Origin of the sequence: Grimontia kaedaensis (genome assembly GCF_023746615.1) — a bacterium.
Lineage (GTDB): Bacteria > Pseudomonadota > Gammaproteobacteria > Enterobacterales > Vibrionaceae > Enterovibrio > Enterovibrio kaedaensis.
The window spans coordinates 1,745,120-1,770,532 of record NZ_CP082275.1 but is presented as its reverse complement, the minus strand read 5'-3'; the positions used below and the strand labels follow the sequence as shown (position 1 = coordinate 1,770,532).

Annotated in this window: 11 protein-coding genes; 4 read left to right on the top strand and 7 right to left on the bottom strand. The window is 47.7% G+C overall.

What is annotated here, in order from left to right; translation table 11 throughout:
* Window positions 1-110: 110 nt before the first annotated feature.
* Window positions 111-9,293, bottom strand: coding sequence for a two-partner secretion domain-containing protein (locus K6Q96_RS08095; protein WP_251879373.1), 9,183 nt, complete (start codon window positions 9,291-9,293; stop codon window positions 111-113).
* Window positions 9,294-9,306: 13 nt separating this feature from the next.
* Window positions 9,307-10,974, bottom strand: coding sequence for a ShlB/FhaC/HecB family hemolysin secretion/activation protein (locus tag K6Q96_RS08090; RefSeq protein WP_251879371.1), 1,668 nt, complete (start codon window positions 10,972-10,974; stop codon window positions 9,307-9,309).
* Between the two features lie 741 nt (window positions 10,975-11,715).
* On the opposite strand from K6Q96_RS08090, the gene K6Q96_RS08085 reads away from it, so the two are divergent.
* On the top strand, window positions 11,716-13,083 hold the full coding sequence (locus tag K6Q96_RS08085; protein ID WP_251879369.1) for an MATE family efflux transporter: 1,368 nt from the start codon (window positions 11,716-11,718) through the stop codon (window positions 13,081-13,083).
* 213 nt (window positions 13,084-13,296) lie between these two features.
* Here K6Q96_RS08085 and K6Q96_RS08080 read toward each other — a convergent pair whose 3' ends face one another.
* The 3 genes from K6Q96_RS08080 to K6Q96_RS08070 are packed head-to-tail and all read right to left on the bottom strand — an operon-like array spanning window position 13,297 to window position 18,475.
* Window positions 13,297-15,957, bottom strand: a complete 2,661-nt coding sequence (locus K6Q96_RS08080; RefSeq protein ID WP_251879367.1) for a M14 family zinc carboxypeptidase — start codon at window positions 15,955-15,957, stop codon at window positions 13,297-13,299.
* Window positions 15,957-17,396 carry a helix-hairpin-helix domain-containing protein gene (locus K6Q96_RS08075; RefSeq protein WP_251879365.1) on the bottom strand — a complete coding sequence of 480 codons (1,440 nt, stop codon included), beginning with the start codon at window positions 17,394-17,396 and terminating at the stop codon, window positions 15,957-15,959. The genes K6Q96_RS08080 and K6Q96_RS08075 overlap by 1 nt, the downstream gene beginning before the upstream one ends.
* The gene (locus K6Q96_RS08070; protein WP_251879363.1) at window positions 17,393-18,475 is read right to left on the bottom strand and encodes an ATP-grasp domain-containing protein; all 1,083 of its coding nucleotides are present in this window, start codon (window positions 18,473-18,475) and stop codon (window positions 17,393-17,395) included. Before K6Q96_RS08070 ends, K6Q96_RS08075 begins: the two co-directional genes overlap by 4 nt.
* A gap of 202 nt (window positions 18,476-18,677) precedes the next feature.
* Between K6Q96_RS08070 and K6Q96_RS08065 the strand changes: the two genes are divergently transcribed.
* Complete coding sequence (locus K6Q96_RS08065; protein ID WP_251879362.1) at window positions 18,678-19,769, top strand: M20 family metallopeptidase; 1,092 nt, start codon at window positions 18,678-18,680, stop codon at window positions 19,767-19,769.
* A gap of 119 nt (window positions 19,770-19,888) precedes the next feature.
* On the opposite strand, the gene K6Q96_RS08060 is transcribed toward K6Q96_RS08065, so the two are convergent.
* Entirely contained in the window at window positions 19,889-21,424 is a 1,536-nt protein-coding gene (locus K6Q96_RS08060) for a phospholipase D family protein (RefSeq protein ID WP_251879360.1), read from the bottom strand.
* A gap of 264 nt (window positions 21,425-21,688) precedes the next feature.
* On the opposite strand from K6Q96_RS08060, the gene K6Q96_RS08055 reads away from it, so the two are divergent.
* Entirely contained in the window at window positions 21,689-23,569 is a 1,881-nt protein-coding gene (locus K6Q96_RS08055; RefSeq protein WP_251879358.1) for a methyl-accepting chemotaxis protein, read from the top strand.
* Here K6Q96_RS08055 and K6Q96_RS08050 read toward each other — a convergent pair.
* Window positions 23,566-24,129, bottom strand: coding sequence for a dioxygenase family protein (locus K6Q96_RS08050; protein ID WP_251879356.1), 564 nt, complete (start codon window positions 24,127-24,129; stop codon window positions 23,566-23,568). The genes K6Q96_RS08055 and K6Q96_RS08050 overlap by 4 nt on opposite strands.
* A 300-nt stretch (window positions 24,130-24,429) precedes the next feature.
* Here K6Q96_RS08050 and K6Q96_RS08045 point away from each other — a divergent pair, with 300 nt between their 5' ends.
* Complete coding sequence (locus K6Q96_RS08045) at window positions 24,430-25,392, top strand: TerC/Alx family metal homeostasis membrane protein (RefSeq protein ID WP_251879354.1); 963 nt, start codon at window positions 24,430-24,432, stop codon at window positions 25,390-25,392.
* The last annotated feature ends 21 nt before the right edge of the window (window positions 25,393-25,413 follow it).

Below are 25,413 nucleotides of genomic sequence, written 5' to 3'. Positions count from 1 at the left end.
TAGCTCATAGTGAGGACTATCCCTTCTATAAGCTCTAGAAGGGATAACTTCTTTGTTGTTCAGGTTTCTTATGGAGCTTTCTATTTCTATAACTAAATTCACGTTAACTTTTACCTTGGTGTTATGTCTTTTACTACTATCTCTGGATTTAAATTTTTCAAATCACTCATATACACATCATATGGAACTGGCTCTTCAGAAAACCTTGGGTCAATTATATTTATGCCATCAAAGTACACCCGATGATCAACAAAATCCTGCACTTCTCCAAACTCAGTGACTTGTATGTCCTTACCTGGGACAGTGAGGTCTAAAATTTTTCCCTGCTTCCCTCCAGCTTTATACAACTGTCGAGCAATGTCATCACAGTCGACACAATCAACATCTAGCAATTTGTCTTTAAACGCTGGATCTGAAAGAAGCTTTTTAACGTCAGTATTTAACGACGGAGACTCAGTTTTCTCCAGCAGCTGATCTTGTTGCCGTGCAACTAAAATAGCAGAATCACTATCAAGCTTAGACAAACCAATTTCAGCATCTACATAACCAAAATTATCAATTGGGTTATCATTCCTAAAAGTCGTTTGAGCTCTATCTCGATACCCCTCATACAAACTATCAACAACTTTCTTCGGTAGTGCCGCAATATCCGCGCCTGTCGCCTTTGCGAGAGCAATAAATTCTTCCGGATTTTTAACCGCATACCCGACACCGTGAAGGGCTTCAGCCAAACCTTGCCCTATCGCTTTTGCTTCAAGAGCGCCAACTCCCGCCCCGGCTATCGCAAACGCATTGTCCCATGTCTCTTTCAGGTGATTCACACGAGGGTCGTCAGAAGGATCTCTCACAAGGTCTATCAAGCCGACGGTCGTCAAGGTTGATACAGCTCGGTTAAGGGCTTCTCTCTGTCCTTCGTCTGGACCAACGACTAAATCACCCACTTTCGATTGATAATCTTTGAGTACCGAGATGGTAGATGGGTCAGCGCCATTTTGTTCCAGCTTCTCAATCACATAATCCATTTTCTCATGAGGTGCTGCTCCTGAGTTGGCTAAGGCTCCGTCTCCATACGTCATGATGTATGCGATGTCATCAGCCAACTGAGTGACTTCTTGAAACGTCGTGTCTTTACCTTTTGGATGGTTGGAGAACAATTGGGCTAAATTTTCGTAGCCACTTTCTCTTACCGTTTCAAAGTCGATTTGAGAAATGGGCGTATCTTTGATTGTGTCCCAGTTGGCCTTTATTTGAGTGGATGTTGCGTTCCCCAAATTCGCATTAACATTCCCTTCACGGATTTCACCCAGCCCACCATGCTCAAGCGCAAAGGCATAGTTATCAGCTACATATTCGCCAATGAGTGAGGCGTACTCTTCTTCTGCGGTATAGGAATCGCGGGGCTTAATAGCCCCTTGGTCAATTAAGGCATGGGTGACTTCATGGCCCAGCGTTTCCATGTAATCTCGGGCGTTGTTTAACGCTTCGTCGTTGAGAGCAATGGTTGCGCCTTCGCTTCCCGAAATGTGCACACCTTTCACAAACTTGCTGTAAGCAATGACGGTGGCAGATTCAATAGAGATGCCAAAGGTTTCGGCATACGCTGCGGCATAAGCACTGAGGGCAGACTGTTTATCAATCGCTTCTGCGGTATCAAGGTTGTTGAGTGTGACCAGTGCTTCCCCGCCATTGCTACCAGCAAGCAGCAGTTCTACATCCAGCTCCTTCTGGACAACGTCGATGTGCTCAAGCGTATTCTCAAGTTTTACCGAATCTTCTGAGATGACATCAGCCAACGTCTCTCCCAACAAAGACGTGCGCTTAAGATCAAGTAAAATCTGTTTCCGCCCCTTCTCCGTCAACAACCTATGGTCAACCGTGACATCCACATTCCCTTCATTGCGCTCGACGGAGAACAGGTCTTTCTTCGTGTTCTCCACATCGCGGTTCAGCGCCGTCAGGCTGTCACTGTTGCTGTCGCCGCCCACGCTGACATTCCCTTTACCCACTGTTGCAAGGGATTTGGTGACACTGTAATCACTGCTGTTTTGGTATTGCAGGGTGGAGCTGTTGTAGGTGGAATCCACCTCGGTGTTGTCGGTCTTTTTCCCGCCTACACCTGTTTCTTTACCTATCCCCACACCGGTGCTGATGCCCATGGCGCTGTTCTGTGCGTAGGTGGTGTTTTTCAGGTCACTGAAGCCCAGAGTCTCTGTTTCTAACGTCAGGTTTCCTGCGTCTTTGCCGTCTTCATCCACGGTCGCTATCAGCGCGCCATTGATTTGGGTGTGGCCATCAGCCTTGATGGTGGCGGTTTCGCCAGCGTTGAGGCTGGTAAGAACAGTGTCAGTCTGATAAGTGCGGCCGCTGCCAGCATTCAAGCCGCCATTGGCACCCGTGACGTTACCCTCACTGCCCGCGACATCGACGACGCCGTTGCTGTCTACTTTGCCGCCACCTAAGCTAATGCCCGCGCTGACGCCCCGCGATTTATTGTTGCTGCTGTGTCTGTCCTGCACTGATTCCACGGTGAGGTCGCCGCCCACATTCAGGGCAAGCTCGCTCTGTGCATCCACATTGGCACCACGTACGGTGGTATCACCGGTGGAGGTGATAGCAATATTGTCTGCCGTCAGGATGCTGTTAATGTGGGTGGTAGAGGACGACTGACTCTCGCTCTCACTGCCGTTAAGGCTGACGGATATACCGGATGTCGCACCATAGGCGGTGGCTTGAACGGAACCTGATACCGTTTTATTGTTGCTGCTTGACTGGCTGGTTTCCTGCGCAGCGAGCAGATTCACTTCGTTGGCAGCGATAGAGAGCGAGTCCGTCGCGGCGAGGTGGCTGCCTTTGATGATGGCTTCATTGCCTTTCTCGTTCCCAGCCTGAATAGTAATGTTGTTACCGGCCAACTGCGACGCCTGAGACGTGGTCTGGCGGGACTCGGTCTGGGTTTTACTGCCTTCGATATCTAACTGAATACCGGCATTGAAACCATAGGTCGCGGCTGATTGCCCCGCAGCTGCCGTTTGCTGATAAACAGCTAACCCTTTCGCAACTACGTCGGCAGTCGCAAGCGCAATGCCGCTGACATACCATTCCTCATCGCCTTTCACATCCGCAATCAGGCCTTTCAGTTCGATAATATCGGCCTGCGTGACGCCGGGCTGATTAGCCGCCAGCTCCTGCTCCAGTTTGGAAAGGGTCGTGTTTAGGGTATCCAGCTGTTTTTTGTACTGACGATAGTCATTTTTCGCCTGCTTCAAGGCTTTGGTGGATTCTTGCAATGCTTGAGCAGCTTTTGCCACTTCCACCGCCTGATGTTGCACCACCACGCTCACTTCAGCTTTGCCGTGGGTTTCTTCGGTTTGCGTTTGGCGGGAGTTGGTCACGTCGGTAATACGGACACTATCACCTGCTTTCAGCGTCAGGTCACCGTTCTGATTGGCATCTGCATCTGCGACTAGCGTTGAGCCTTCAATGTTGATATCAGAGGCTGCATCGATAGCCACGTCACTGTTCGCCACCAGACTTGAGCCCTGATGAGTGGTTTCGTCGGTACGGGTGTCTACTTTGTCGTAGGTCGCTTCAGCCAGCTTGAACTTGGCCTGCCCACTTTCCAGTGAATCGGTGTAGTTGCTGGTGTCCATGAGCTCTGTCAGCACATCACCGGCGCTGATAGAGATCTTCTCATGCTCTTCGTAAGTGGTATGGCTTTCTTTGGCCGCCAAAATGTCCACATTGCCGGTGTCTGCCGTCAGCGCAGCGTTTTCACCGGCACCCAGCTCTGAGCCCACGACTTTGATGCTACCCGCGTTGACCGTGAGGTTACCACCTGACTGCACCTGACTTTGTGCGGCCGTAGTGTGCTCCTCACCCTGAAGGTCGAAAGACTGGCTGTATAAATCACCGCCACTGAAGAAGCTGGACTCTTTGGTCCACTGCTCAGACTGGGTGACCATTTCACCTGCGGCAATCAGCACTTCGTCCAATGCTTGCAGATTGACGTCACCGTCTGCCACGATATCGCTAGCCAATACCTGCAAATCCTCGCCGGATTTCACGACGATGTTCTGGGCACTTAGCAGCTCTGATGCATCCAGCGCCTGTTTGGAAGTCGCATCGACCGATTGCTTTGAGGAAAGACCGCCAAAGCCTTTTTTGATGGTTTCGTGGCGGGAGAACTCACGGTATTCCTGCGCCTGAATGGTCACATCACCATCCGCCACCAAGGTCACGTCACCTTGCGCGTCCAGCGCCGAGCCCACCACAGATATCGCGCTTTCATCCAGACTCGTGGTTAAGCCATCTCCAGCCTGAATGGTGATGTTGTTTCCAGCACTGATGTCCGCACCGACCACGGTTTCTTTGAGGGATTCATTAGTCTCTACTTTCTTGCGGCCAAAAGACTTTTTGGTTTCCTCCCGAGAGTAACGGTATTGACTGTCATTGGCCGCAAGCAGGGCGATGTCGCCATCCGCTTTCAAAGCTGCATTGTTGTCTGCTGCGATAGTACTTGCTGTGGAGGTGATATTACCGCCGGCGTTTAAAGAGACATTGTTACCACTCAAGGCCGCGCCCTGATGGGTTAAGTCTTTCGCTATGTCTACCTTGCCATATCGGGACGATGAGGTTTCATCACGGTTTTGGGTCGCTGCAAGTGAAATGTCATCACCTGCGGCGAGTGCCAGTGTGTCGCCAGCAGCGAGGGTGGACGCCTGCACGTCAATGTCATTATTGGCATTTAGTGTCAGATCGCCGCCTGCTGATACATGGCTGGCAAGTGTTGAAGTCTCAAGGTCTGCGCTTTGTCTATAAGCGCCATCAAAGCTGTCATAAGTGCGCAGCTCTCGGGCTGCAATCACTATGTTTTCTCCGGCGTTCAAGCTGGCATTTTCGCCGGCTTTCAATTCAGCGGCGGTGTTATTAATGGACTTTCCTGCATTCAGGGTCAGGTTACCGCTCGCCTGAATGCTGGCCGTATCACCGACTTCCGTCTGGGTAGTGACAATGTCGCTGGCATGGGAATTTGTGGTCACTGTGCCGTCTTTCTGCACAGATTGCTGCTGCACAAAGGTCTGGTTAATGATATCGCCGCTTTCGCTGGTAAGGCTGACGTTATCACCGGCGATCGAGCCACTGATATTGCGGATATCGTTTTTCGCTATCAGCGTGGTATCACCACCCCCAACCATTTCTCCGGCAATATTGGCGATTTCGTTATGACTTACCAACGTCAGGTTAGACGCTGCATTGATGCTGCCGCTGTTGCTGATATCGCCCGCCTCAACGCGAACAGTAGCACCGGACACGGAAGCGATTTGTGCCAAACTGGATTCATTCACACTGGCGAGATACAGCTTGGGCGCCAGTACTTCCCGCCCGTTCACCACAACCGGCTCATACCACACCATGCTGTGGGTCAACTGGTTAATTTGATTGGCCGTCAGCGCAACACCTGGGGTTAAATTGTACGCGGCAGTTTGCATGGCTGCGCTGTCGAGCAGTTGTTTCATTTGCTCAAGGTTGCCGCCGACATCAGCGGTCAGGTATCGCTTGCCGGTTTGTTCGAAAATCGCCTGGGAGATAATACGGGTATCGTAATACGCATCACCCAGCACCTTGATGTCGGCGGATAGCGAGAAGCCCAGGTTATCAAAGAAGTAATCCGAGCCATAGAACTGGTCGAGGTTGGTCAGCGCGGGATTGGTCTCAATCAGGTATTGGCTATCAGGGCCATCACTGTAAAAGAACAACCCATTGGGATTAGACGGAAGTGTGAAAGCTGGGAATGCGACCGGGTTGCTGCTAACACTATCCATCTTGCCAGAAGGCAGATTGACGGAACCACCCGATGACGGGGTCACACCAAAGCCGCCGCCAAAGCGCTCACCTTCGGACTTATCAACGGCTGTATTCTTTCCGTTGTAGGCGTTGGCGTTACTTTTCTCTACGCTGTTGGTTAAGTTCTTGCTGCCTGAAATCGACAGGTTGCCACCTGCGCTGATGGTGGAGTATAAGGTTTGGGTGTTCGTGCGCTCCGTAGACTGAGCCGTCCTGTTGAAAGTAAAATAGCGGTAGAAATCAAAACGGCTGCTACTCGATTTTGTCGTAAATCCATCAAAATGATACTCAGATTCTTGTTTAAATCGACCTGTTTGATAACCAATGTTATCAACAACTTTAGCCGCTATAGACGCTCCCTTGTTGGAATGAATTAAACTCGCATCATTAATAACGTGATTAGCAAAAATCTGTAAATTCCCGTTTGCTAATAATTGTGAGGTCTCAGTGAGTGACTCAATCGTCACTGTTTGGTCTTCGGTAACAACATTGATTGTTTTGGGATGTGCTGTAACGTAATAAAAAGTATGGTTTTCAGAGCAGTAGCAATCTTCAGAAGAGATACGTGGCGCGTGTTCTGAATTCGAATCTGAGCGCAGTTCAAACGAATCAGCATTGTTATGTGGGCTCAGTGAAATTGGGGCGCTGGTTCGATTAATAACAAGCACTTTCCTTGCATTATTTATCGTCCCAGCAGCAATTGATAGGTCATTCCCTGCCTCCACATACCCCGACAGATTATCGAAGCGGTTGGCAAAGCTGGTATCGCCATTCAGGCCGGAAATCGTAATGTCACCATCCGCAATAATATCTGCTTCCGTATTCGAGACATTTCCACTGGCGTTGATATCGAGATCTTTTTTTGTGTAAATCAGTCCTGTATTGACGACGTTGCCATTGGCGGTAAGGGTGGCATCCCCGAGAGACACCAGTGCCCCGTTGTTACTCAAACTGTTCACATTGGCAGTCAGCGCGTAAGAGGCAAATATTCGCCCCTGATTGTTGAGCGTGCCGGAATTGATCGTTGTGCTATTTGCGCTAAGCACACCGTTTTGATTGACAGTCAACGTCTTACCATTGACGGTCGAGACCGTTAAATCTTCCGTGGCTGACAGGGTACCGTTCAAGGTAACCGTATCTGCGTTTAAACGGGCATCTCTGCCAGCACCCACCGCCCCATTCACGCTACTTGTGCCTGCCGAGAGAATAATGTCCTTATTGGCATTGAGCTTTCCGCCAAGGACCAAATCACCCGAAGCCGTGAGCTGTAAATCTTCTCCAGCTTTGACCTCTCCGTCGCTTGTCTGGGTATAGGTTTGCGTCGTTATGATGGCACTGTCGTTGGCATGAATGTTTGATTCGTTGGTCAAACTGTCTGCTGTGATAGCAAGACTTCCATCAGAGCGTAACTGACCAAGGTGATTGGCTGTCGTGGCGTTCACGGTGGTTTTCGATTGGCTGTGCCAGTTCGCGTTGTTTGAGAGCGTAAGTTCGCTGGCAGTTGCTGTTATATCACTGGCACTGACATGACCGTTTGCATTCAGCGTATCAGCTGTCAGCCCGACAGCTTGGGTCGCTTTTATCTCCCCGTTGTTAGTCAAAAATGTCGTCACGTTTAGTGTAACGTTTGTCTGGCTTTCTACCTTACCAGCATTGGTGAGTGTCTCGGTGGTGGTGAGGTTGACGTTTTTGCCACCGGCAATCTGCCCGTGATTGTCCAATGTGGTCGCGTTGACAGTGAGCTGTTCGCCCGCCAGCAATGTGCTCCCCGTCTCCAAAGAAACCTTTTCTGATGTAAGTGTGGTTTTATCGCCAGACTGGGTAAGTCCGGTAAGACTTGCCTGCTCAGCAGTCAAGGCTAACGCCCCTTGGCTAATAAGGTCGCCGTTCTGTGTCAGGACCGCTGTATCGACAGTGGATCCTGCACCGGACAGAATCCGGCCCTCATTGTTCAACGCCTGTGATGCAGAGACGGTTAAGTTATTACTGGCCGACAAGGTACCGCTGTCGCCAATATTTAGCTCTTTGCTGACAATATTCGCCTGATTGGCCTCAATTTCACCATCCACAGTCAGGGTATCTTGAATTTCGGTGGTGAGGGCATTGGCTTTGAGCGAGGCGGTAGCGGTGATCGTCACCTGATCTCCTTCAAGGATCAGGAAGTCTGTCGCAGTGATTTCGCCCTTCAGGGTTTGGGCCCCTCTTACAGCGACCTCCTTGGCGGCAAGGTCAGACTCCGAGTCGGTAGAGAGGACATCGGCGTCAATCGTGACCCTTTCGACAGCTTGTACAGTAGAGGAAGAAAGCTGCGAATTCCCCGCTTGAACCTTTATTGATCCGGCTGATGCTAAGGTGCCATCGCTTTGAATGCCTGCCAAAAATTGACTGCCCTGAGCTGAGACGCTGTCTGCGATGAGAGTGATGTCATTACCTGAGGAGACTGACGCTCCTGAGGTGGTCACCTTACCTCCCGTTGCAGTAAATGCGGTGTTGCCAGCGGCATGGTGCTGACCGGAAAGCATCACCTCATTCTGACTGGTAATTTGGGTATTGGCGGCACTACTGGTTCGGCTAAGAGATATCTTTCCATCAGCGCTGATAACTATGTCTCCGGCATTTGTTGCCACCTCCGCGAGGTTAACACCCACCCCTTTTTCTGTCGCCACCAGAGAGATGCGACCTGCATACATTCCCCCCAAGGCTGACGCATCAATCGCCAAAGCAGGTTTGTCATTGTCATCATCTGTGGTTTCAATCACGCGATTGGTGCCGTATTCGACCTTATTTTTACCGGTGACAATGGCAAGGTTTTTGGCGTTAACTTCACCCTGCAAGGTGGCAGTACGCGACAGAATAGAGAAGTAATCTTGATTGGTAGCATCCAATCCCTTGCCGATAATCGCGACATTCCCTTGTTCAATATTGAACCCAGTGAGGTCGCCCCCGGTGATGTTCGGTGTACCCGTTGATAGGGTGACGTTAGGGGTGTTGATAAATCCACAACCGTTACAGCTGATGCCGTAAGGATTCGCCACAATCACATCAGCAGACTGGCCAAAGACTTCCGTATAGCCATTGAGTTGGCTTGCGTTCGCGCCCACGACTTCGTTAAGGATTTTCTTTGCGGCCTCACCATCGAGGTTGGGGTTGTTTTGCAATAAACCGCCGAGCTGAGACTGGTCAATTTTCTTTGTTGAGTTGTTGAGGATGAGTCCCTTTTCCGTGACGTTGTAGTGCTGGAACTGATTATGTGACAGCCCGTTGTCAGAGGGTTTGGCGATGTTCACGACAGGGACACCGTTGCCCGCCTGAGTCACTTGTGTTTCAGCACTTGAGGAGACCACGTTTGCAAACACCGGTTGAACCGTAAGCGTGGCGCATAACGTGTAAGCCAACGCCGTTTGTGCCAGAGAAACAGGTTTGAAGATCACGTTCGTATGCTTTTTCATCCTTTAATGCTCCTCAGAAAACGACGTTGAAACGGTAGTAAAGGCTGTAGTGATCGACCGTCATCCAACTGGGGTGATCGAGCGGAAAACCGACACCGAATGAAGAATTTAAGTCGGTGTTTCGGGTAGAGAAGGCAACGCTGGTTCCCGTCAGGTGACCGCGCTCATTGGGATCAGATGCGTCGGGGTGAATCGCGCCGGTATCCAGCGCTATATCTGTGCTGATCCAGCCCCAGAAAGGCACTTCGGTCAGGCGGGCAGTCAAATCGTTCCGCCAGTAATAACCCGCATCACCGGACAGAGACTGCTCTTTAAAACCACGGACTGAATACAGTCCGCCAATAGACAGGCGCTGGGAGCCATAAAGCGTGTCGGTCGCCCACTGCCCAAAGCCTGTTGTAGAGAAGGTCAAACTATTTGTTAGGGGTAAGGTGTACTGAAGCGTGAGTTCCCCTTTGTTGAACTCTGCACTCGGTGAACCCGTAGCCTTACCTTCATCCGTTTCACTGTTAAACAGCTTTACGCCACGCACGTAACGGGGCGATACGGTGAAAAAGCCACTGCCAAGCCGGCTGGCATGAGAGAGTGCCAAGGAGGCATTGGCCAGGTTACGGCTCCCCAACACCAACTTAACATCATCAATAAAATTCTTTTCCCGTGTGTAGTTCAGAGCAAGATTCAATGATGATTTGCTGATATTGTTACGATGAAATAACCAGTTCACATCACTGGTGTAATTACTGGTATTCCCGGTCGAGATAAATGAAAAATTGTTGCTGTCGACAGTCGTTTTGTAGTCGCTATAGGTATAACTTTGCCCGAAAGTGAAATACCCATACGGTACAGACAAGGCGGCACGAAGGCTCTGTGAGTCAAAGCGGGATGAAAACTCGCTGCTCGTGCTGGCGGAAACTTGCCAAAGGCCTAACAGACCGAGAAGGTTTGAACCGGTCAGATTGAGTCTTAACTGGGAATCACCGGTGCTTTTTTGTCCGCCGTTGTCAAAGCTCAACCCAGCTTGGAGCCATCCCGCATCTTCTGTCGTAAACGCCACCACCGTCTCACCAAGGTTTTCCCCCGGCAACATCTCAATCTTGGCGTCATTACGTGGAAGCCGATTAATTTGATCGAGCGCTTGTTCAATATCACGAAGGTTGAGGATCTTCCCTTCATAGGAAGGCAGCGCCATGGCAAACGCATCAGAGTCTTCGCCATTGAGGGTCACACCGCCTAATTCGCCCTCAATCACACGGACAGTTAACGTACCAGAGCCCAAATCCTGTGGTTCCAACACAGCACGGGTGGTGACATACCCTTTCGACACATAGGCGTTTGTCAGTACTTTCAGGACTTGGTTAATGTTTTGCGCCCCCAGACACTGCCCCTCAAACGGCGAGACAAGTTGGGTGATTTCTGTTGTGGAGAGCACGCTGTTGCCAACCACGCGGATCTGAGATACCTCAAAGCAGTTAGCTTCATCTACAGGCGCGGAGGAGACTTCAGAAGGCAAAGGGACAAGTCTCTCCAGAGACTGGCGCGCGTCATCAAGCGCTTTAAGACGCGCTTCCTGCTGTTGATCAATTTCTGCCTGCGTCGATGGCGACACAGGCAAGTTCTCGGCAGACAGTGAAGGGGAAATGACCAACCCTAAAAAAAATGCGACGTTCCATTTCAAATCCAAACCTACCTCTTCCAAGCTCAAACTTTCTTCAGGATTGACCAAGATTTCGTCAGTTGGAATGGTAAATCAGAAAAATATTAGGCATTCGTATGCATTATGAGACAATAAGATTAAATAAATGAACACCGCATTAGTGATTAGTGCATGACTGTTTATGAGGACAAATGATGAGTTGGCTGGGCGAGGAAAAGGAGATGTCGTCTTTAGTGAAACGATTTGTTGTTTTCAAACATAGACTCACACCAAAGTCGAATAAGCTGAACGAATGCGGGTATCACCTCTGATCGTCGGGGATTTTCGAACCAATGGATTTCTCCGTCTTTGAGCGTTTTCACACGAACCACAGGCAGCGCAAAAATCCCCTTCCTACTGTCGCTAAGGTACCTACCCTCACTCGATACTCGGCCTTGATTAAGTATTTTGATGTCTTATTTTTGTTCTTCTAGAACACGGCCCTCAAAGTTATCCGGTTCAACATCACACAGCGTTTTATACACTTCATCACACATGCTAAAAGGTGTTTAGCTCTCTTCTGCCATTGTTCAGCTGTTTCCAAAATTAGCTGAGAAACATAGTTTCTTCTCTCGACAATCTCAATATGAGCACTTAAATGGTTACATAGCATCTACCTTCCCCAAATCGACCGATATCTACATCATGTTGACTGATATGTATCAATATCATTATGAATTTACAGCGAAAATAGCCACTCTTGAAAGATAAGAAAAACCAAGGATGGTTATGAAACCCTATAAGGATATCTTGTTCCTTGCCGTTCCCATTGCATTGCACAGTGTGTTGTTTGCAAGTCTCGGCTTTATCGACACCTTCATGCTCTCTGCATTGGGCGGTGATAACGTTGCGGCGGCTGGTATTGGCTCGCGGGTGCTGTGGTTTGTCTCTAACGTGATTGTCGGCATTGCTGGTGCCACTACTATTTTTTGTGCCCAGCATTGGGGAGCAAAAGATAACAAAAGTCTTAGTGTTACTGTTCATATCGGGATGATTCACGCGGTGATCGCTTCCATGCTGTTAGTCAGCGCTGCACTTGTTTTCAAAGATCAGATTGCCGGGTTGATGACAAATGATGGTGCGATTGCAGCGATGGCCAGCAGTTATATTGAAATCTCAATTCTCTGTGTTTTGGTCACGAGTTTCTCAGCGATTTGGGGAGCTGGCCTGAGAGCGATTCAAAAGCCAAAAGTGATTTTGTATCTTTTTGTCTTTGAGCTGGTCCTTAATGTTTCTCTCAACTACCTGCTGATTTTCGGTCACTTTGGTTTCCCGGCACTTGGTCTTGAAGGCGCAGCTTGGGGAACGTTAGTAGCCAGAACAGCTTCCACATTGATCCTGTTTTTCTATGTTCATGCCTTCGAGAGAATACTTAGCTTTACGGCATCTTCATTTGTTGCGGCGAGGGAGAAAACCAAGAATGTAGCCTTCGTAAACATTGCACTGCCGATTATTGGCGGTGAAATCATCTGGAGTGGCGGCATGACGGCCTATCACACCATTTACGGCAATATTGATGGCACCGCTCTGGCGGCTATGTCGATCCTCGCGCCTTTGGAAATACTACTGGGTTCGTTTAGCTGGGGTTGTGCTGCCGCTGTTGGTGTGTTGGTCGGTCAGAAGATTGGTTCCAATAATCATGAAGAGCTCAATGACTATGTTCGTGCGGGTTTGATTGCTTCTGTTGCGGTAGGAGGAACGATAGTTGCCCTACTTTGGATTGGGCGTGATTTGCTCATTGGGTTGTTCAATGGGATTGAGCCAGAAGTGCTGGATGCTGTGTATCTGCTCTTCCCTTTCATTCTGGCTTCTATATTCCTTCGCTCAGTGACCATGACGTCTATGTCGGGCATCCTGAAAAGCGGCGGCGACACCAAGTTCACCATGTATCTGGATATGGTGGCGCAATGGTTTGGAGCCATTCCTTTGATGCTGGTACTGACGTTTTGGTTTGAGCTGCCCGTGCAGTATGTTTATGCCGCAGTCTTGCTGGAGGAAACACTCAAGCTGATCCCTGTGATGCTAAGAATCAGAAATAGAAAGTGGATTAAAACACTTTCCCAGAATATTACTGCGGTGGAGCCAGCAACGAATTAATCGTCTGAAGGCAATAATGTCTGCCATCCAGTTAGCTTACTACCAGTTAAGTTACTGAGGGAGACGACTTTGGCGTTGTGGCGCTAACATCGTTTCTGAAAGACAGAAACCTCGACCTTTGATAAGTCGAGGTTTTGCTGCTGAGCCGCCTCTGTACCAAGCATCCTATTCCAAACGCTTCATCTACCAGTGATTGATTAGTCGCCCGCTTACTCAATCTCCGTCACGGTAGCGCTGCTCCACTTCATCTTGCGCCTCGAACTCTTGAAAAAAGACTTCTGTCACCTCATCACTGCTGAAACTCAAGGTCGTAGGTGTTGAATAGTTAGGCACGTCGTCATAGGAAAATACTGAGTAGTACTTGGCTTTGTTGCTGTTACCGAAGCGGTCATAGGTATAGTTATCCTTACCCGCATAGAGCTTTACGCCATCAAAAAAGTTTCTGGGTGGATGAAAACTGTTTCTTACCACATAACACCCTACCCAAGCAGGGTCGTTAGGGTTGGTCCATGACAGTTTGACCACACCATCTTCAACATGTGCAGTGAGATCAGTCGGCCCAGGCAGCGCGGTTTTTCTGCGTTCGACGTAAGTAAGCACGAGTTTTGGTGACATCGACTCACCAGAGAGCGCTGTTTTCCAAATCACGCGACTGTCTATCGGATTGGATTCTGAAGTGGGCATAATCACTAAGCGTATTTCGCGCTCGTCAAAATACATCTCTTCGAGTAGTTGCCTTGCTGAACTGTCAAACAGAAACGTCTGAGTATGATGACGTGCGAGATCCTGCGAACTCACTTCGTAACCCACATATTCCAACTCCTCTAACATTTCGGGTAATACGTCGTTATCGGGATTGGTATCTATGATGCCGACACAAAAGCGCATAGAGCTCTCGACAGATTGACTCGATTCAACCTCTAAAACGACAGAGGCCTCAGTGACCACAAATTCGTTTTCATCAACCATTTTCGGTAGTTTGAAGACCATCTGCCCAATTTCTGGCTGACCCAGTGCATCATAACCAGTCGCTAAGCGTTGATGGTTGATGCCATCGCACTCAAATGTATGACAATGAGAAGCCGCTAATTGCAACGTTGACGGCTTTCTTTGATAGATCACATACAAACTGGGTCGATAGTGGATCCCGCCACCAAACCGGCCATATCCAATGTCAAACTGCATCATCTGTGAATCGTTACCAATGGGGAGTTGTGAGGGGCCTTGTATCCTCAACAACAATCGTCCTCGTGTCAGCAACTGCTCGAAAAGGCGCTTTTCAACACCACTAAAGCTCCAGCTATTCCAAATTCCCTGAGTCAGGCGGTCGGAGTCGATCGTATCGCCTAACGTCTGTATCACTGGTGCATGGTGGATTTGTTCAAAGCTGGTGATATCAGTTACAGCTTCCGGATCAAGAATAGAAACCGACCACTCGCCATAATTTTCAATTTTGGCTCCCACTCGGTTCATGGGATACAGGGAGAATTCAGCCGCCGCGATGTCTGCATCTTCTGGTAAACGGCTTAGATCGTAATCAATCACCCCATAACAGATGCCTTTGGTGCTATTGACTCCAACAAAAAGAGAATTGTTACCAAAGTGGTCTCTGTTATTTTTTGTTTGCTCACCGACGTAACCAACCTTATCTGGTGTAGGAAACAAGGTGAACGAGCAGTCCGCCTTATCTAGCGCGGTCTTGATCCTTAATTCAGGTGCAAAGGGAGATGAAATTTTATTTAATTTGTCGACCTTTCTTAGGTTGTAGTAATAGCTTTTACCGGGTTTAAGTTGTTTGTCAGTAAACTCTGTCTGTGACGTAATACCAATCAGGTTTTCATTTCCACAAGGCGCTTTCTGACTCTCACTACGAAAGATCTGGTAGTAACAGTTATGTTCGTTCTCAGTGCTCTGCCAAAGTAACTCCGCATACGAAGATCCTACACGTCTGACCGTGAATTGCTCAGGCCGGGAGGGTGCTAAGTGCGAATAGTTAATCGCATTTCGCCATGCGTAAAGCAGAGCTGGGATATTTTCATCAACGCTCTGCGTCATATTGATCAGGTAGTCCGGGATATTTCTGCTTCCAACTTCTACCACTGTCGCTAATATTCCTCGGCTGTAATACCACTCTCTACCACTTCCATGAATAAGGTTGGCAGGCGGCTTACCCCTGTGAATACCGTAGCGTCTTTTGGTTACTTTGAAAATTTCTTGTGCCATATTTGCACACAATATATTGAGGTCCGTACCCTCTATTTCAGCCTCGTGATTAAATTTGTGCGCGGGGAAAAAGACATTACCTTGAGAGTGGTAATCGAGCGCAATTCGGATATTGTTATGCGCCTCTACAAACCTTTTTATTGCTTGAGTTTCTGGCTCTGAAAACGCGTTAGGCCCACCATATACATTCGAATTGGTTTGCACTGATTGCCGAAAGTTCACGTCAAAGTTACGGTTTAAATCGACACCGAATGTACCATCTCCATTATCTCGACGGTTTTTGCGCCAAAATGAGAAATGATTGTGGGAGTACTCGAAACCGTCAGGGTTTAAGCATGGCACCATGTAGAGCGTATTGCGGCTCAACGCATCTATCACATCCGGATTGGTTTGATAGTTATCCAAAACATACTGGATAAACGCCACCGCAAGCTCGTTACCAATCCACTCTCTTGCGTGAACTGTCCCGGTGTAAAGCAGTGCAGGCTTCAGATGTGAAAAAGCCACATTCTGGGAGAGAGTGGCAAGCAATATAGGCCTGCCTTCGTGGGTTTCTCCAATACTCTGTAACTGGATTAATTCCGGGTGTGATGCCGCAGCTTGCTCCAAAAATTCCTGGGTCTGGCGATAGCAAAAGTATTGCTTTTTCATCACACGGCCTCGATGTCAGCAAGCTCTGCAATGCGTCTCGACTGCCACTGCAGGTATATCGCATCACATTTTTTCTGCTTTAACCCTGATACTTCGGTTAAGCGTTGAGGGGCATGGTTAAGCATAAAGATCGTTTCCTGAACCCCGAATTGCTCAATGATGGTGCTAGCCAATCTTTTACCAATGCCTTTGACACTCATGAGGAAAGCCAAGAGTTGCTCCTCTGATAATGATTCGTGGTTCGAATCCCTATTTGCTCCGTCATTGGGTTCAGCATCTACTGCAATATCAAACGTAACCAGACTCTCAATACCACTGTCCTGTTCACACAGTGGCTTGTGTGACTCAACAGAAAAAGATTGGTGAGGCAATAACCCCTGCTTATTCCAAATTTCACTCGGCCATTCTTCACCCAACATAGTATGAGTGCGAACCAATGGATAAAACTCGCTGTTCGGTGCCAGCTCACCCGTATCGGTAGATTCAGTTGCTTTTCCGAAACTAAGATGGCGCATCGTTCTCAGCAGTGATGGCGCAATTTTCCCCAGCTCTTCCCAGTTACGGTGCTCATAATGGGGCTTTCTAAAGGAGCCTGGCGCAAAAAGCCACATCAGATATTGCCCTATCCAATCACGTATATAAGGGAAAGCAGCAAAAGCGCTAGCACACTCAAGTATTGTGTACTGGTCGTCCATACTCACTGCTATATCACATGCCCAATACTCCGCATTGGCCGCTTTAGAGGCTTTCACTGCCACATCCAATACCTCTTGAGGAACGGCTTGATAGTCCATGCTGCCGCCTTGACTCGTATTGGTTAGCCATTCACCTTCTGGTGGACGACGCCAGAACGCGCAAACTGGCTGGTGACCAATAAGCATCACGCGAATATCCGCCTTCATTGGCACAAAGTCTTGGATATAGGCTGGGTAATAACGCTTGTCCGCAAAAAGTTGCAGCGCTTCCTTCTCTGAATCCACTTTGTGAACAAAGTAGCCGCCATAGTTCGACGGACCATAAGATCGCTTGACAATCTTGGGATAATCGGTCGCTTTTAGGTATTTGCGCGCCTGAGCAACGTCATAAAAAACCTCTGTGTTGGGTACGGGCAAATCGTGCTTACGACAAAAGTGAGTGACGTTCTCTTTGGATTTGTTACAAAACTGGCTATCGAGCGAAGGAACAAATTGTACGTCGGGCAGTTCTCGGCTGATTTCGCGGAAAGTCTCGTAGGCCGTTGCGGGAACATTACCAATCAATACTTGTATCTTTTTGCGTTTTACCTCATTGATAAAACGCTGCTTATCATTTCCCCAGTGGTAAACAACATGTTCGATTTTATCTGGCCACCCCTTAAAGTTCGAACGGTCAAAAAAGCGCAGTACGTAATCCAAATAAAGTAAGCCAATCTTAGGGCGTGATGTTGCTTTTGCGCTCATAGTGCGAATTCCTCGAAGCTATCGTTTGTTGGATGGTCAGCGTTTGTTGTTGAGTTATTGCTTTCTGCAGGATGAATAGAAACTTTATGAGTCAATGTAGCTTGCGCATCTTCTGGGGATGGTAAGTGAATCATTCCGCTGTTTAAGCTTGCGCTGGCTGACTGAGCGTTGGTCGTAACAGGCCTGATCGACGACTCAATCAGATCGGCAATATAGTTGATTTTTGTGTTATTAAATTTGAGGCCTAACGCCTCTTGCTCCGGCGTAGCGAAAGCAGGAATCCCATTCACCTCAATCACCACGTATTGCTGATATTCAATGTCGTAAATGATGTCGACACCGGCAATCTCTAAACCAGTGACAAAAGCAGCTCTTTGAGCCAGGTGAACGACTTCAGGAATAGGCTCTCTTAGGATGACTTTACCACCGCTAGAGATATTCGTTTTCCAGCTTCCTGGTGCAGCTTTTCTTCCATAACAAGCAACAAATTTACCATCGACAATATCCACTCGATAATCAGAAAAATCGTTTTCTATGATACGCTCAAGGTAAAATTGAATATTGGGCTGAGATTCAATGAAAGGCTTCAATAAACGTAAATCACGCTCATGCTCGATTTTAATGATCCCATTACCGCCCCAGCCATTAACTGGTTTACAGATCGCCCTACCATTCCATCGTTTTAATTGGTCGCTGATCTGGTCAATGTTGTCTCGATTACAAACGATATAATCAGTGGTAGGGATACCCGCAAGCTTAAGTTTATGGGCGGTTCTAAACTTATCTTCCGACAACGAAAATGCGGCGAAGTTATTAATCATCGGCATCATGCTATCGATTGTCTGATAGAGGTAAACTTGATAGGGCGTTTGCTGACCTGCGTTGTATGAAAAAAATAAATCCAAGTTAGCCAGATCATAGCCTTTACAGTAAACCGTTCCCTCTTTCGCAAATGCCATAGACAGATCAACACCTGTTATGCAGTCAATATCTTTATCATTCAGAGTTTTTATAAGTTTCTGCTGAATATCAGTACCACCACCATTTTCGTATATCCACAATCCAACTTTGTTACGCATCTTACCTAGCCTCTAAGTGTCAAATTTATTGATTTATCAATAAAACTTAAGTGGATTCTTTCAGCCTACAACTTAGATTTGCTGTCACTTTTAATACATACTCTTGCATCACTATATTAAAATCATATTGCATATTTGCTTGTGGTTAAAATGTTTTTATTCAGTAAGTTATGCGGTAAAAATCAGTGAGATAGGATTAGAAATGTTAAATTTTGATGATTTAAAGGCAATGGTAGAAATAAACTCTTGGACAAAGAACAAAGAGGGTGTAGACAAGCATGGTCGTTTAATACAATCTTTTATGACCTCATTGGGTTTTAAATCAGAAGTATATAAGCGTGAGAGTGTGGGGAATCACCTACTGTTTTTTACCCCCGTTAAATCTGACAAACCACGCCTTCTTCTTCTCGGCCACCTTGATACTGTTTTTCCACCCGGTACTTTTGAACTTTTTAGCCAAGATGAAGAATGGGTTTATGGTCCTGGCGTCTGTGATATGAAAGGAGGCAACTTTGTCGCTATCGAAGCCCTAAGAAGCCTGGTGAATGATGGTATTTCCATTACTAATATCGACTTTCTGCTCGTCAGTGATGAAGAAACCGGCAGTGATGACAGCCGGTACCTCACAAAATCCATCGCAAACAATTACGATGCATGCATCGATTTTGAGGCTGCCGGAGTCAATCATGAAGTGGTCATTGGAAGGAAAGGCGTGGCCACATATCAAGTCCAATTGACTGGCAAAGCAGCGCATGCAGGTAACCATTATACCTCAGGCGCAGATGCAAACCTTGCCGCTGCCCGAATGCTTATCGCTTTGAATTCCCTGACAGACCTTAATCAAGGAACGACGGTGAACGTGGGGAAAATGGAGGGGGGAATCGGTGCGAATACCATATCTCCGAACGCCAACCTACTCGTCGAGGCACGTTTTACCACTTCCCATGAACAAGAAAAGATTTTAAGGAGTATCGAAGAGATCGCGCTGAATCCAAAAGTAGAGGGGGTTGAAGCAACCCTGTCTGGTGGTCTTCAACGAGACGTGATGATTCCAAGTCCGGCGCAAAAAGCCTTGTTAAACGCATTTGAGCAAGCAATTGGCTACCCATTGGCAACCGAATCACGCGGCGGTGTCAGTGACGCTAATTTAGTATCAGGTGCAGGTGTCGCAACGCTTGACGGTTTTGGGCCCTTCGGAGATGGCGACCATACCGTCAAAGAACGCGCATCTATTGCAAGCTTCGAACGTAGAATTAATGAAGTAAGCAAGGTTCTTCGCCTTTACACATGCTAGCTAGCACTGCGTTCAAAAATCAGTTTTAGCACACTGACTAGTTAAATAAAAAAGCACCTCAATTCATGAGGTGCTTTTTTATTTAACTAGTCAGACTCTAACCCTTCTCGGAGGCAACATTAAAGGATGTCTTTAGGCACAATTCTTCGCAGTTTCACCTTTAACTGTTTTGAGGTAGACACGGTATCGTCTGGGTTGAAATCTTCAGTAATTCGCCATGCATTCTCAGGTTCTAACTCCACTTCCATTGCTCGGCGAACATCCTTGGTTATCGCCTCTGATCTTACGATGGTAATACTTTCGGTATTTAGGTTTGCACTTCTCGGATCGAGGTTGTAGGTACCAATCACCGTTGTATGGTCATCAATGGTCATGGTTTTTGCGTGAAGCCCAAAGACAGGCTGAGTAGGCAAACGCTTTACCATATGCTCTGTCATCACCCTCTGTCTTACCTTGGCATCAGGTTTAAATTCATATATCTCAACGCCGGTACCAAGCAGTGCTTTGCGATCTCTTTGATAACCACTGAACGCTTCAAGGTTGTCATTGGATGCAAGGCTATTGGTGAGGATTTTGATCGATATGCCACGATCAACAAGCTCTTTTAAAAATACCCTGTCGCGCGCTGTTGTCACCAGGTAAGGGGTTTGTATCAAGATGCTCTCTTTCGCACTGTCGGCAAGTTCAACCAGTTTATCTTGCGTGACACTGCCTCCACCCAAGAATTCACTCTTATCGTTTTTACCCGGCTTATCATAGATGTATTCAACATCTTCAATGAACCTGAACTTACCCAGCTCTTCCAGATAACGAAATGTCTCAGGTACTTTTTCGATTTCAGCGCGAATTTCTGGGTTAAAGTTTTCTGGATTACATGCATAAGCGTGCAAGCGAGAGAAGTCAGGATTTTTCGGGAAAGTATCCTCAGGGAAAAGCTTTTCAACGCTCACGCTTAAATCGTTATTCCAATACTCTTCAAAAGAGGTTGTCAGCGTTCTCACTTCTTTTCCTGCTAAGAACACATCTCTGTCTCTGAAGTTATAGGCATGGTCGAACCCAAAGTATTCGTCTGCGATATTGCGCCCGCCAGTAATGGCCACCTGATCATCAACCACAAATATTTTGTTGTGCATCCTTTGGTTCAAACCATGGAAATCAGTCAGCAGTACCTTCACTTTTTCAGCAAGATTCTTCCCGATATTCACGTTGGGGTTGTAGATTTTGATCTCGATATTTTCATGACCCGCCAACATCAACAGTTCATCGCCACGGGCTTCAATCATGATGTCATCAACGAGGACTCGGACTTTTACGCCCCGCTCAGCGGCCTTTACCAGCATGTCACTGGCTATCAACCCGATGTTGTCCACAGAGAAAATAAAGTATTGGATATCGATGGATTTCTCTGCGCTTTCAGTCAACCAAGCCCTAGACATCATGGCTTCCGCGCCCTGCTCTAACACATAAACGCCAGTTTTGTCGCTCAGTTGGTCTTTGTAAGGGGCTAAGTAGGATGAGAGAGATTGGCGCTCTATCGCGGATTTTCCCTCACAGTGATTTTGTTGAGAGATTGGTACGCTGTCTGGCGGGGAGTCACAGCCAACCAGTAGGAAAGATAACGAAAGCAAACTGATTTTAATCGAGGGAATAGCCAACTGATTCTATGTCCATATATTCTGATTCTTAACCAGTTGTTGAACATACACAAAGGGCCGGATGTTGTCACTTTTTGCTACGCCAATATCACGCTGGCCCTTAACCGCTTTTGCAACGCATTCCGGCGTTCGCTTTTTTGGATGCCAAGCCATGACTTCATTTATCGTTAACTAATTGAGTTTCCAGTTAGGTATGATCTCCTGCCCTGTCCTATGCTGATTGTTAAGCTTTATTAACACCAATCACAAAAAAGAGACAGCGCTATGCCACGTTCTATCAAGAGCAAGCTCTCCCTCGCGATTGCCTTCATCATCATCATTGTTGCAGCGGTGCAGTTTACACGCCAAGACCAACAGCTGATGAACTATACCCAGAACTCAGTCGCCCAATATATCGACTCTGTAAACATTGCCACTGCAAAAGGGATTCAAAATTGGATTCAACCGCGCATCGGCATCATCCAAAGCGCTCAGAGGAGCGACCTTAACGCTGGAAGCCAGCCCATCTACGCGTATTTGGACCAAGCCCGCGCATCCGGTAACTTTCAGTCTGTTTATGTGGGCACCGCAAGCGGAGAGATGATTCGTTATAACGCGAAGCCATCTAAAGCAGGATACGACCCAAGACAGCGCCCTTGGTATATTCAGGCATCGGGTACGGAAGGGCCTATCATCACCAAACCCTATAAAGACTCTTCAAGTGGCCAACCTGTTGTCACTATTGCTGAGAAATACACACGTGCTTCCGGTGAACAAGGCGTCGTTGCAGGTGATATCAACATTACCCAGCTTATTGAGTACATCAAAAGCATCAGTAGCGAGAGCACTCAGGCAATCTTGTTTGATAACAACGCCACTATTCTTGCCAGTGTGGATGACAGCATGACACTGCAACCAGCAAGTGAGCTTACAAAGCAGATAAGCGCTGAAACCTTACCAGCTATCGCTCAGTCTTTCGAAGTGAGCGAAATGTCCATCGGTACCACCCCTTACCTTTTCAACATTCAGGCGGTTGAAGGAACACCTTGGTACGTCGCTGTCGCCGTTGATAAAGCTTTCGCTTTTCAGACGGTGAACGCAGCAAGAACAGACTCACTTATCTTTGCAGCGGTTCAAGTACTGCTGGTTTCAGCTCTGGTGATGTTTTTGGTTAACAAGCTACTCAGACCACTGTCGCCAATCATGCGAGCCATGAAGAAGCTTGCGCAGGGGGATTTAACGGCCCAGGTTCCAGTCACCACCAGAGACGAAATTAGTGTGATTGCGCGCGGTATCAATGAGGTCTCCCAAAACCTTCGCGATATCGTTGGCGGTATCTCCCAGGCAACAACCAACATATCCAGTGAAGTCGATCAGGTGAAAGGCCAAACCGAGAGCAATCATCACACCCTCACCCATCACAGTGAAGTGACTGAGCAGGTTGTTGGCCGCATTGAAAACATGAATTCCACGGTGGATTCTGTGGCTGAAAGTGCGTCAGAAGCACTGGCCTGTACTCAACGTACCAATCAACAAACGTCCGATTCGAAGCATCAGGTTAAAGAGTCTGTAAACAGCGTAAATTCCCTTCTCCAGGAAATTTCAGATATGGAAGCGGATATTCAGGCCATGAGCGCCAACTCGGAGAAGATAGCATCGGTACTGGGGGTGATTGGTGATATTGCTGAACAAACCAATCTGCTTGCATTGAATGCAGCCATTGAGGCAGCACGCGCCGGTGAACAAGGACGAGGATTTGCAGTGGTTGCTGATGAAGTGCGTGCTCTGGCGAGCCGCACACAGGAAAGTACATCTGAAATTAATGATATGCTTTCTAAGCTCAATGAAGGCACGGAAAATGCGGTTCATGCAATAGAAAATACCAAGAAGAGCTGCATGCTCGCCGTTGAGAAAGCTGACGTTGTTGACACCAACCTCGATGTAATGGCGGCGTCAGTCAATGAAATCAATACGCTCAATAGCACCATCACTGATATCACCAAAGCTCAAAGCCAATCTTCGAACGAGATAAGCCAAAGTATTGCCAGCATCAGGGATATGGTGGAGAAACTTAATCAAAGCGGTGAAGCAACGCTGTCGAATGTTCAGCAACTGGCAGCTTCTAACCAACAGTTGTCGACTGCCATCGCCAAGTTCAATATTTAAACCATAAAATTGAAACTGGCTAGCTTAGTGTCACCGGAAGGCTGCGGAGAAATCTGCAGCCTTTCTCTTTCTCGACTGAACCAACCTCCACCTGTTTGTCCTTCTAAGTAGAGCTGTGTTGTCAGCAGTTCCTTGTTTCCATTCCAAAGTTTGACATGTATGTGTGGTGGCCTTCCCGTATAAGGCACAGGGTAAAGGGTTTGAAACTGGTAGTTTCCTTCCGCATCTGTGATTGCTGCACCAAAGCCGCCAAATGCGGGGTCAAATTTCTCAGTATCATTTTGACGAGGGTGATCATAGAGCCCCACACCATCACACTGCCAAATTTCGACTTTGATGCCCACAAGTGCATTGCCATTGGTATCGAACACTTTGCCTTCCAAATGCATTGATTCGCCCACTAACGAGTCTGCGTTCAGAATCAGCGACTCCCGCACTGGTATTTCTTTAACGGGGTAGAACGGCCCCTCTTGTTGGCTAGGTGTTTTTCTATCTTCGGCCCAGGCAGGAAAGGTGATGGCAGCAATTCCTATCCCTTGTATGAAAGTGCGTCTTTTCATTTATCTTCCCTTTTATTTTTTGGTCACTGCAAACTGTTATGACTACTAAATACGCAAAGAAAGTTCCCGAAAATTTTTGTTTTTTATTTGGAGGAAAAGCACTACTATGGCGGCGTTTTGGGGAGTAGTCACTTTGTCGCGCTGTCGTCATCCCGTAGCTTATCGCTTCCGGCACGCGAGAACATTCACACAGAGTGTTTTGACAAGACCAACGCACACACTTGCTTTAACTTTCGTTTTTAGCTGTGCGGTTGGTCAGGCGATCCCCCTCTCCTGCGACCTCCGCATGCTGGAGGTATCATGTTCCTAAGCGAACTTTTCTCAGGTTATGAAGGCCTGTTAGTTCTCACACTTCTGATGCTTGGCATCGACTTGTTGCTAACCCGCGGAAAAATCAGTTTCCGTAGTGCTGCTGTCTGGAGTGTTTTCTGGTTTGCGCTGGCATTTGCCTTTGCTGCCGCGATCTATTTCTTCTGGCCACACATGGCACCCAATAGCGGCTTAACCAATGGTGAAGCGGCAACGTCATTCGTTACCGGTTATCTGCTAGAAAAATCGCTCAGTGTCGACAACCTGTTCGTTTTCGCACTGATTTTTGCCCAATTCAAAGTGCCTGAAAGAAATGTTCCCCGCATTCTAATGCTGGGTATTGTGGGGGCGCTGATCCTTCGCGGAATTATGATTTCTCTTGGCGCACCGTTGATTGCCAAGTTCCATGTCATTCTGTATCTGTTCGGTTTCTTCCTGATTTGGACCGGCGTACAAATGTGGCGCCAACATGGCGAAGAAAAAGAGTCGTTCTCAGACAGCTTTGCTGTGCGTTTGGTAAAACGCTTCTTGCGTGTGAGCATGGATTACCACGGTAATAAGATGTTCATCCGCGATGCGGTAGGCATTCTTGCTACGCCAATGCTGGTGGTGGTGATGGTCATTGCCATGACCGACGTGATGTTCGCATTGGACTCAATCCCTGCGATTTTCGCCGTCACTCAAGAACCGTATCTGGTTCTGGCGGCTAACGTCTTCGCGATGCTTGGCCTCCGATCCCTGTATTTTGTGCTGGGCGGCATGTTGAACAAGTTCGCTTACCTACACCATACCCTGGCTTTCATGCTGTGCTTTATTGGTGTGAAAATGCTGCTTATCGACACACCATTTGCTATCGCGACGCCTGTGTCGCTGTGTGTCATCGTGAGTTCACTGGCGATAGGTATCGGCGCTTCCATTTGGAAACAACGTCAGGTAGAAAAACTGGCGCATTAATAGCGACAACTAAAACTGAAA

Coding starts and splice junctions, on each gene's coding strand:
- K6Q96_RS08050 (WP_251879356.1), bottom strand. CDS start 24,129: ATGAAAAGACGCACTTTCATACAAGGGATAGGAATTGCTGCCATCACC.
- K6Q96_RS08080 (WP_251879367.1), bottom strand. CDS start 15,957: ATGAAAAAGCAATACTTTTGCTATCGCCAGACCCAGGAATTTTTGGAG.
- K6Q96_RS08085 (WP_251879369.1), top strand. CDS start 11,716: ATGAAACCCTATAAGGATATCTTGTTCCTTGCCGTTCCCATTGCATTG.
- K6Q96_RS08055 (WP_251879358.1), top strand. CDS start 21,689: ATGCCACGTTCTATCAAGAGCAAGCTCTCCCTCGCGATTGCCTTCATC.
- K6Q96_RS08045 (WP_251879354.1), top strand. CDS start 24,430: ATGTTCCTAAGCGAACTTTTCTCAGGTTATGAAGGCCTGTTAGTTCTC.
- K6Q96_RS08070 (WP_251879363.1), bottom strand. CDS start 18,475: ATGCGTAACAAAGTTGGATTGTGGATATACGAAAATGGTGGTGGTACT.
- K6Q96_RS08095 (WP_251879373.1), bottom strand. CDS start 9,293: ATGAAAAAGCATACGAACGTGATCTTCAAACCTGTTTCTCTGGCACAA.
- K6Q96_RS08075 (WP_251879365.1), bottom strand. CDS start 17,396: ATGAGCGCAAAAGCAACATCACGCCCTAAGATTGGCTTACTTTATTTG.
- K6Q96_RS08065 (WP_251879362.1), top strand. CDS start 18,678: ATGTTAAATTTTGATGATTTAAAGGCAATGGTAGAAATAAACTCTTGG.